The organism is Skermanella sp., assembly GCF_059503625.1.
Genome location: NZ_JCACHA010000840.1, coordinates 1 through 8,523 on the forward strand (window position 1 = coordinate 1; position 8,523 = coordinate 8,523).

Annotated in this window: 7 protein-coding genes; all 7 read right to left on the bottom strand. The window is 66.9% G+C overall.

From position 1 onward, the window contains the following. On the bottom strand, positions 1-1,498 hold a 1,498-nt coding region (mutL, locus tag AC5JJ6_RS30350), incomplete at its 3' end, for a DNA mismatch repair endonuclease MutL (protein ID WP_496045633.1). 72 nt (positions 1,499-1,570) lie between these two features. Further along, positions 1,571-2,866: a pentapeptide repeat-containing protein gene (locus AC5JJ6_RS30355; RefSeq protein WP_496045634.1), complete on the bottom strand. Its 1,296-nt coding sequence runs from the start codon at positions 2,864-2,866 to the stop codon at positions 1,571-1,573. A 72-nt stretch (positions 2,867-2,938) separates the two neighbouring features. After that, the gene (pgi, locus tag AC5JJ6_RS30360) at positions 2,939-4,573 is read right to left on the bottom strand and encodes a glucose-6-phosphate isomerase (protein WP_496045635.1); all 1,635 of its coding nucleotides are present in this window, start codon (positions 4,571-4,573) and stop codon (positions 2,939-2,941) included. A gap of 108 nt (positions 4,574-4,681) precedes the next feature. Then, a complete protein-coding gene (locus AC5JJ6_RS30365; RefSeq protein ID WP_496045636.1) occupies positions 4,682-6,067 on the bottom strand; it encodes a M16 family metallopeptidase in 1,386 nt (461 codons plus the stop codon). Next, complete coding sequence (locus AC5JJ6_RS30370; RefSeq protein WP_496045637.1) at positions 6,064-7,554, bottom strand: M16 family metallopeptidase; 1,491 nt, start codon at positions 7,552-7,554, stop codon at positions 6,064-6,066. The genes AC5JJ6_RS30365 and AC5JJ6_RS30370 overlap by 4 nt, the downstream gene beginning before the upstream one ends. 145 nt (positions 7,555-7,699) lie before the next feature. After that, positions 7,700-8,314, bottom strand: a complete 615-nt coding sequence (locus AC5JJ6_RS30375) for a DUF3035 domain-containing protein (protein ID WP_496045638.1) — start codon at positions 8,312-8,314, stop codon at positions 7,700-7,702. A 67-nt stretch (positions 8,315-8,381) separates the two neighbouring features. After that, positions 8,382-8,513: a signal peptidase II gene (locus AC5JJ6_RS30380; RefSeq protein WP_496045639.1), complete on the bottom strand. Its 132-nt coding sequence runs from the start codon at positions 8,511-8,513 to the stop codon at positions 8,382-8,384. Positions 8,514-8,523: the final 10 nt, after the last annotated feature.

Sequence of the window (8,523 nt, forward strand, 5' to 3'; positions counted from 1 at the left end):
GCTCCAGGACGAGGCCGAGATCGGCCAGTTCGGCAGCGCGGGCGACGATCCGGGCGGCGGATGGCTCGTCCAACTCGACCACTTCGGGGATCAGCAGGCCCTGGCGCTTGACGCCGCCATCGACCAGCGCCTGCTTGACGCGCTCGTAGACCAGACGTTCATGGGCGGCGTGCTGGTCGACGATCACGATCCCGTCGCCGGTCTGGGCGACGATGTAGGTGTTATGGACCTGTGCCCGCGCGGCCCCCAGGGGATGGTCGGGCGGTGGTTCCTCGGCTGCCGGGGCCGGCGCCGCAGGGCGTGCCGAGGGTGTGGCGGCGAAGCCGGTCAGCGGGGCCTGATAAGCAGATACGGCCTCGGCCAGATCGCGCGGGATATAAGAGGAGTGTCCGCTATTGAAGCCGTAGCGGAAATCCGGCTGCTGGGAAGGAGCCGGCGGCGCCACGCCGGCGGAGAAGGCATCGAGCGTCGCGGTCGCCACCGTGTTGGACGCCCGGTGACCCGCCTGCGCCAGCGCATGCCTCAGCGCGCTGACGATCAGGCCGCGCACCAGGGCTGAGTCGCGGAAGCGGACCTCCGCCTTGGCCGGGTGGACGTTGACGTCGACTTCCTCCGGGTGGATCTCCAGGAAGAGCGCCAGCATCGGGTGGCGGTCGCGGGCCAGGAAGTCGGCATAGGCGCCGCGCACGGCGCCGACCAGCAGCTTGTCGCGGACCGGGCGTCCATTGACGAACAGGTACTGGTGGCGCGTGGTCGGGCGGTTGAGCGTCGGCAGGCCGATATGGCCTGTGAGCTGGACCTGGGCGCGCTCCGCCAGGACGGGGATCGAGTTGTCGGAGAACTCCCGCCCCATCAGGGCGCCGAGCCGGGTCAGGCGGGCGTCCAGCAACTCGCCCTGGGCGGCCGACAGCCGGACGGGGGTGCGTCCCTCGTCCGCGACGGTGAAGGAGACATGCGGATGGGCCATCGCCAGACGCTCGACCGCATCGACCGCATGGTCGAACTCGGTCCTCGGCTGCTTCAGGAACTTCAGGCGCGCGGGCGTCGCGTAGAACAGGTCGCGGACTTCGACCCGGGTGCCCTGCTGGTGAGCGGCCGGCGCCACCCTGCCCTTGGCGCCGCCCTCGACCGCGATGCACCACGCGCTGTCGGAGCCCTTGGCCCGGCTGGTCAGGGTCAGCCGGCTGACGGCGCCGATGCTGGGCAATGCCTCGCCCCGGAAGCCCAGGGTGGCGATGTTCAGCAGGTCCTCGCCGGGGAGCTTGGACGTGGCGTGACGCTCGACAGCCAGTTCCAATTCGTCGGCGGTCATGCCGCAGCCGTCGTCGGTCACCGCGATCAGCGAACGCCCGCCGTCGCGGACCACGACGTCGATCCTGGTGGCGCCGGCGTCCAGCGCGTTCTCGACCAGTTCCTTGACGGCGGCGGCGGGCCGCTCGACCACCTCGCCGGCGGCGATGCGATTGACCAGGGTATCGGGGAGGCGGCGTATCGTCATGGGTCAACATGTACGCATGATCCGGCAGGATGTCACCACCCGTCGGGCTCATAAACCCGCGTCAGGCCTTGCTCAGACCTTTAGGCCGGCAACGCCTTCCAGGTTGGCGGTCCTGAGGGCGTCGCGTTCGACCCGCGCGCCGAACAGCTTGGCATGGCGGAAATCCGTCTTCGCCATGTCGGCGCCCAGCAGCGTGGCAAAAGACAGGTCGGCTCCGGCGAAGCTCACCCCGCGCAGGCAGGCGCCGTTGAGATTGACGTAGCGCAGCTTGGCGCCTTCCAGGTCGGAGCGCATCGCCCGCTTGTCGTCGATCATCAGGGGACGCAGGTTGACGCCGCTCATATCGGCGTTGTTCAGCTTGGCGCGCTTCAGGTTGACGCCGCGCAAATCGGCGTCCTTCAGCTTGCAGGTCCGGAAATCGCTGTCCTCGAGCTGGGCCGCCTGCAACTGGATGCCCGTGAGGTTCATGCCGTAGAAGATGGTGCCGATGCCCTTGACCATGGTCAGGCACATGCTGTCCAGGGAAGCGAGGCTGCCGCGCAGGTCGAAGCCGCTGAGGTCGAGCTTGGTTCCCTCGGCGCCGGCGCTGCCGACCCAGGCCATATGGTCGCGGGCAAGTTCATCCAGCGGACGGCCCAGGGAGGAGGCCGGGCGGCCGACCGGCTGGTCGGTCAGCATGTCCTCCATATCGGCGCCGGCCGTTTCCGCCATGGTCATGGAAGCGCCGGTCAGCACGGCGCCGCGCAGGCAGGCGCCGCGCAGGTCGGCGCCGCTGAGGTCGGCGCCTTCCAGGTTGCTGCCGCTGAAGTTGGCGCCGCGCATGGTCGCCCGGACCAGCTTGCAGCCGCGCATGACGGCGTCGGTGAAATCGGTGTGGATCGCCATGGCGCCGGACAGCCGGGCATTGGTCAGGTTGGCGCCGCTCAGGTCGGCGCCGGAAGCCTCGGTCGGCTGGGTATCGACCTGGACGAACTTGAGGTTGCCGGCCCGGTCCGTTTCCGCCAGCGTGCCGTCGCGCAGGTCGCTTTCGAACATGTTGGCGCCGATCAGGACGGCGCCGCGCAGACAGGCGCCCCGCAGGTCGGTCTTGACCAGACTGGCGTTCTCCAGGTTCGCCTGACGGAGGTCGCAGGCGAACATGGCGGCGCAGTCGAGCCGCGCACCGGCCAGATTGGCTCCGCGCAAGGACGATCCGACAAAATCCGCGTGGGCAAGGTCGCGTCCGGTGAGATTGAGTCCCGACAGGTCGAAGAACGACAGCGTCGCCCGCGAACCGCCCATGCGGGCATTACGGAACATCTCGTGGCGCCGGACGACGTTATCGAGTTGCACCTGATCGAGCCGCGTGAGCGGCCGGGATTGCGTCATCTAAACCTGCACACGCGCTATCGGCAATTTACATCAATAGCCGACAGTATAGCGTGTGCAGGTACTCCGGCGCTACTCCCTGCATGCCTCGATCAGGCTGGAGGTTGACGAATCGTGACCGGCAGGCGCCGAAGCTTCCCCCAATTCGGGAAGAATCACCTTTGCAAGTTGCTTGCCAAGCTCGACGCCCCACTGATCGAACGAATTTATGTTCCAGATTACGCCTTGCACGAAGACCTTATGCTCGTAAAGAGCGATCAGCAGGCCGAGCGTGCGCGGGTCGAGCTTGCGGAAGAGAATCGAATTGGTCGGCCGGTTCCCCTCGAACACCTTGTGGGGGACCAGTGCTTCCAGCTCGGCGCCGACGACGCCCGCCCCCTGCAACTCCGCCCGGACCTCTTCCGCCGTCTTGCCGCGCATCAGCGCTTCGGGCTGGGCCAGGAAGTTGGAGAGCAGGATCGGGTGATGCTTGCCGATCGGATTCTGCGACTCTACCGGGGCCAGGAAATCGGCGGGGACGATCCGGGTGCCCTGATGGATCAGCTGATAGAAGGCGTGCTGCCCGTTGGTGCCCGGCTCCCCGAACAGCACCGGGCCGGTGCCGTAGTCAACGCGGTTGCCGTTGCGGTCCACCGACTTGCCGTTGCTCTCCATGTCGAGCTGCTGGAGATAGGCCGCGAACCGGTGGAGGTATTGGTCGTAAGGCAGCACCGCGTAGCTGTGGGCGTTCAGGAAGTTGGCGTTCCAGATGCCGATCAGGGCCATCAGCAGCGGCAGGTTGGATTCGGGCGGCGCGTTGAGGAAATGCTCGTCCATCTCGTGGGCGCCGGCCAGCATCGCCTCGAAATTGTCCATGCCGACGGCGAGCGCTATCGGCAGGCCGATCGCGGACCACAGGCTGTAGCGCCCGCCGACCCAGTCCCAGAAGACGAACATGTTTTCCGGGTCGATGCCGAACCTGGACACCTCCGCCTCGTTGGTCGAGACGGCGACGAAATGCTTGGCGACGGCCTTCTCGTCGCCGGCCTTTTCCAGGAACCAGGAACGCGCGGTATGGGCGTTGGCCAGCGTTTCCTGGGTGGTGAAGGTCTTGGACGCGACGATGAAGAGCGTGGTCGCCGGGTCGCATTTCTTCAGCGTCTCGGCCATGTGGGTGCCATCGACGTTGGAGACGAAATGCATCCGCAGGTCCGGATGCCCATAGGGCTTCAGCGACTCGCACGCCATATAGGGGCCGAGGTCGGAGCCGCCGATCCCGATGTTCACGACGTCCTTGATCTGCCCGCCGTCATATCCCGTCCAGGCGCCGTCGCGGACGGCCTGGGAGAAACGCCCCATCTGCGCCAGGACCCGGTTGACCTCCGGCATCACGTCGCGGCCGTCCACCATCACCGGCCGGTTGGACCGGTTGCGCAGCGCCGTGTGCAGGACAGCCCGGTTCTCCGTCGTATTGATCTTCTCGCCCGAGAACATGCGGTCACGCCAGCCGGCGACGTCCTGCTGCCGGGCCAGATCCAGGAGGAGACCCATCGTCTCCTCCGTGATGCGGTTCTTGGAGTAGTCGAGCAGGAAGCCGTCCAGGCGCGCCGAGAAGCGGGAGGCCCGTTCGGGATCGCGCTCGAACAGGTCGCGCATATGGATGTTTTCCATCTGCGCGCGGTGCGCGGAAAGGGCCTGCCACGCGGGGGAATCGGTCAGAGCGGACATGGAGAATACTTCCTCTCGTTTTTCAGTTGCCAGCCAGCCGAATAACATCCGGGACGGAGCGATGGCCTCACCGCGCTCCGGTTGCTCCCCATACTACCGTACTTGCAATCAGCTCGGAATATCGTCCCTCGTCCTGGTCGGCTCGACGCCTTCGGGCTGGCCGACGACGACGGTCAGGAGCGCCGCCGGATCGAGCAGCCTCTTGGCGACGCGCTGGACGTCCTCCAGAGTCACGGCCTCGATCAGCCCGGAGCGCCGATCCAGGTAGTCGATGCCCAGGTTGTCGCGCTGGACCTGGAGCAGGATGTCGGCGATGGCCGAGCTGGACGTGAACTGAAGCGGGAAGGAGCCGGTCAGGTAGGTCTTGGCGTCATCCAGTTCCGCCTGGGTCACGCCCTGGTCCCGCATCTTCTGCCATTCGGCCTTCATCAGCTCGACCATCTTGCCGGCATTGGCGTTGGCGGTGGAGCCTCCGGCCATGACCAATGCCGTATGCTGGAAGGGAACCAGATAGCTGTAGACGCCGTAGGTCAGCCCGCGCTTGGTCCGGATCTCCTCCATCAGGCGGGAACTGAAGCTGCCGGCGCCCAGCACGTAGTTCATGACGGTCGCGGCGAACCAGTCGGGATCGTCGCGCTTGATGCCGGGCTGGCTCATCAGCACGACGCTCTGCGGCTGCGGACGGCGCACCAGCACCGTTTCGCCCGCTCCCTTGGGAACGACGTCGGCCGGCGGCTTGATGGCTGCCTTGGCGGGCAGTTCGCCGAAGATGCGGTCGAGCACGGCACCGAGCCGGTCGGGTGCGATGTCGCCGGTGACGGCCACGGTCAGGTTGTCCTTGGCGAAACGCTGCCGGACGAAGGCCGCCATGTCGTCCCTGGTGATGGAGCCGACGCTTTCGACGGTGCCGCGCGCCCGCCTGCCGTAGGGGTGGTCCGGGAATGCCGTCTCATAGAGAGCCCGGCGGGCCAGGAAGTCCGGATCGCCCTGGTCGCGGCGGATCTGGGACAGCACGCCGCGCCGCATACGTTCGACCGCTTCCTCGTCGAACCGGGGCTGGGTCAGCGCCAGCCGGGCGAGATCGACCGCCTCGTCCTGAGTTTCCACGAGTGTATGGACGCCGCCGTAGAACCCGTCGGTCGTCGCGGTGAAGCTGACCGAAATCGAGTTGTCGGCCATCCGGCGCTGGAATTCCTCGCTGTCGTAGGGGCCGGCGCCCTCGTCCAGCACGGTCGAGGTCAGGTTTGCAAGGCCTTCCTTGCCGGGCGGATCGGTTTCCACCCCGCCCTTGAAGAAGAACTTGATCGACAGCAGGGGGACCTTGGCGTCCTGCACCAGCCACGCCTCGATGCCGCCGGGGCTGACCACGCGCTTGATGTCGATGGCCGAGGCGGTGGACGTCAGGGCCGCCGATATCAGGCAGAAAACGGCCAGGAAGACCGGCAATGACAGGCGGTGCGACAGGCGGTGCTGCATGCTCGTCGGATAGTTCATCGGATCAATCCCGAGGTTCCGGGCTGGGTGGCGGCGGGCCGGGGCTGGGAGGCGGCGCCGGCGGCGGCTTCCCGCACGGGGGCCGGCAACAGCAGGCCGGTGACGGGGTTGGTCTGGCCGAGCACGGCCTTGGCGGCGGCGTTGACCTGCTCGACCGTCACGGAGGCGATCCGTTCCGGCCATTCCTCCACGTCCTCGATCGTGCGGCCGGTCGCCAGCGCCGTGCCGAAGCTCATGGCAGGCGCTTGCAGGCTGTCGCGGGCGAAGATCGCGTCGCGGCCCATCCGGATCTTTGCGGTCTCGACCTCCTCCGGCGTGACGCCTTCGGTGACGACCTTGTTCAACTGCTCGACAAGGGCCGCTTCCAGCTTGTCCATATCGACGCCGGGGTTGGGACTGACATAGGCGCCGAACACCGACATATCGAAGGCCTGCGGCGAATAGCCGGTGCCGGCGCCGGTGGCGAGCTGCTGTTCGACCACGAGGTAACGGTAGAGCCGGCTGGTGGCCCCGCCACCGACGATCTCGCTCAGCACTTCCAGCGGATAAGCGTGCTTGGTCTCGCCACGGTTGTAGCTGGGCGCCTGGTAGAGACGGCGCAGGCTGGGCTGGCGGACCTCGGCGTCGCGCAGGATGACGCGGCGCTCGGCGGCATAGGGCGGTTCCTCGACCCGTTCGCGGGCCGGCACGGGACGCGGGGCGATCGGACCGAAATACTTCTCCGCCAGCGGCTTCACCTGGCTGACGGTCACGTCACCGGCGATCACAAGGACGGCGTTGTTGGGAGCGTACCAGCGCTGATAGAACTCGTTGGCGTCGTCGCGGGTAAGCTGCCGGATCTCATGTTCCCAGCCGATCACCGGCGTGCCGTAGGGATGGTGGACGAAGAGCGCTGACTGGACCAGTTCGGACAGCTTGTCGCCGGGCTCGTTCTCGGTCCGCTGGCGGCGTTCCTCGACGATCACGTCGCGCTCGGGGAGAAGCGTCTCGTCGGTCAGCTTGAGATTGGCCATCCGGTCCGCCTCCATCCGCATGACCAGTTCCAGCCGGTCGGCGGCGACGTTCTGGAAATAGGCGGTGTAGTCCCAAGATGTGAAGGCGTTGTCGCGGCCGCCGTTGCGGGCGACGATCCGGCTGAACTCGCCGGGCTTCAGCTCGTCAGTCGCCTTGAACATCAGGTGTTCGAGGAAATGGGCGATGCCCGACTTGCCGGTCGTCTCGTCGGCGGCGCCGACCTTGTACCAGACCATATGGGTGATGACCGGCACCCGCTGGTTGGGCACGACGACGACCTGCATGCCGTTGCCGAGCGTGAAGGTTTCCGGAAAGAAGACACCCTTGCGGAGCGACGGAGGCCGCGGCGCTTCGGTCTGTTGCTGCGACTGTTGCGGTTGCGGCGTCTGCGCGAAGCCGGCGCCGGCGACCGAAGCCAGCAGGAAGGAGGCGAGAGCGGGCGCGGCGATCAGCCGGCGCAACGGAACGGGCACGGCAACACCTCACGGGCGAAACGGAAAATGCGGCCTGCCGCGACGCTCATGTCGCGACAGGCGGGAGTGCCCAGTCAACTGGGCACTGGAGTGCACAGTCAACTGGGCGTCCTTGCTTAAACGGCAAGGCTTAAACGGCAAGTGTTTAGTTGAACAAGCCTTCCAGCGGAGCCTTTTTCCGGCGCTCGATGATCGGCGTGCTGCCCTCCGTCACCGGCTTGCCCAGCGCCGCGTTCTCGCGCAGGCGCTGCTGCTCTTCCTTGGCATTGACGACGGTGCCGGGCGGGTCCTGCTTCTGCCAGAACAGCAGGCTGTCGATGAAGCCTGTGTCCTGGGTCGCCGCCGCCACGGCATCGCGGTTGACGGTGGAGCGGATGCCGGGCTGGACATCGACGGCGCCGGCCTGATTGAGGAAGGCGGACTCGCCTGATGTCGTCGGCTTGGCGGTGGCCGACGCCTGCTGACGGGTCTGCGGCGTGGAGCCGAACACGGCCGATGCCGCCTGCTCGCGGGTATCGGATTCTTGCGGGCGCGGGGCGCCGGGGACGGGAGGACGCAGCTTGTATTCCGGCGGCACCGCCAGCGGCGCGCGTGTCAGGACGCTGAACTCGTCGGGCGGCGCCCGGTCCAGGCCGAAGGTCTGGCGGGAAAGGCCGCAACCGGAAAGCGCCAGTGCGCCCAGCGCCAGACAGACCAGCGGTGCCGCAAGCCGTCGGCCGCGTCGGTTGTGGCGGAATTGAAGAGTGCTGATCGCGTCCATTGCCGTTTCTCTTATATCCAGATCGAGTTGCTCTTCAGGTCCGGTTCCGCACGTCCCGGCCCCTTACCTAATCCTTGTCCGTCCCACCCTTTTCCCCGTCCGTGTCCTGACCGCCGAACAGGCTGTCGATCACGATCAGGGCGACGCCGACCGAAATCCCGGTATCGGCGACGTTGAACGCGGGCCAGTGGTATCCCAGGACATGGAAG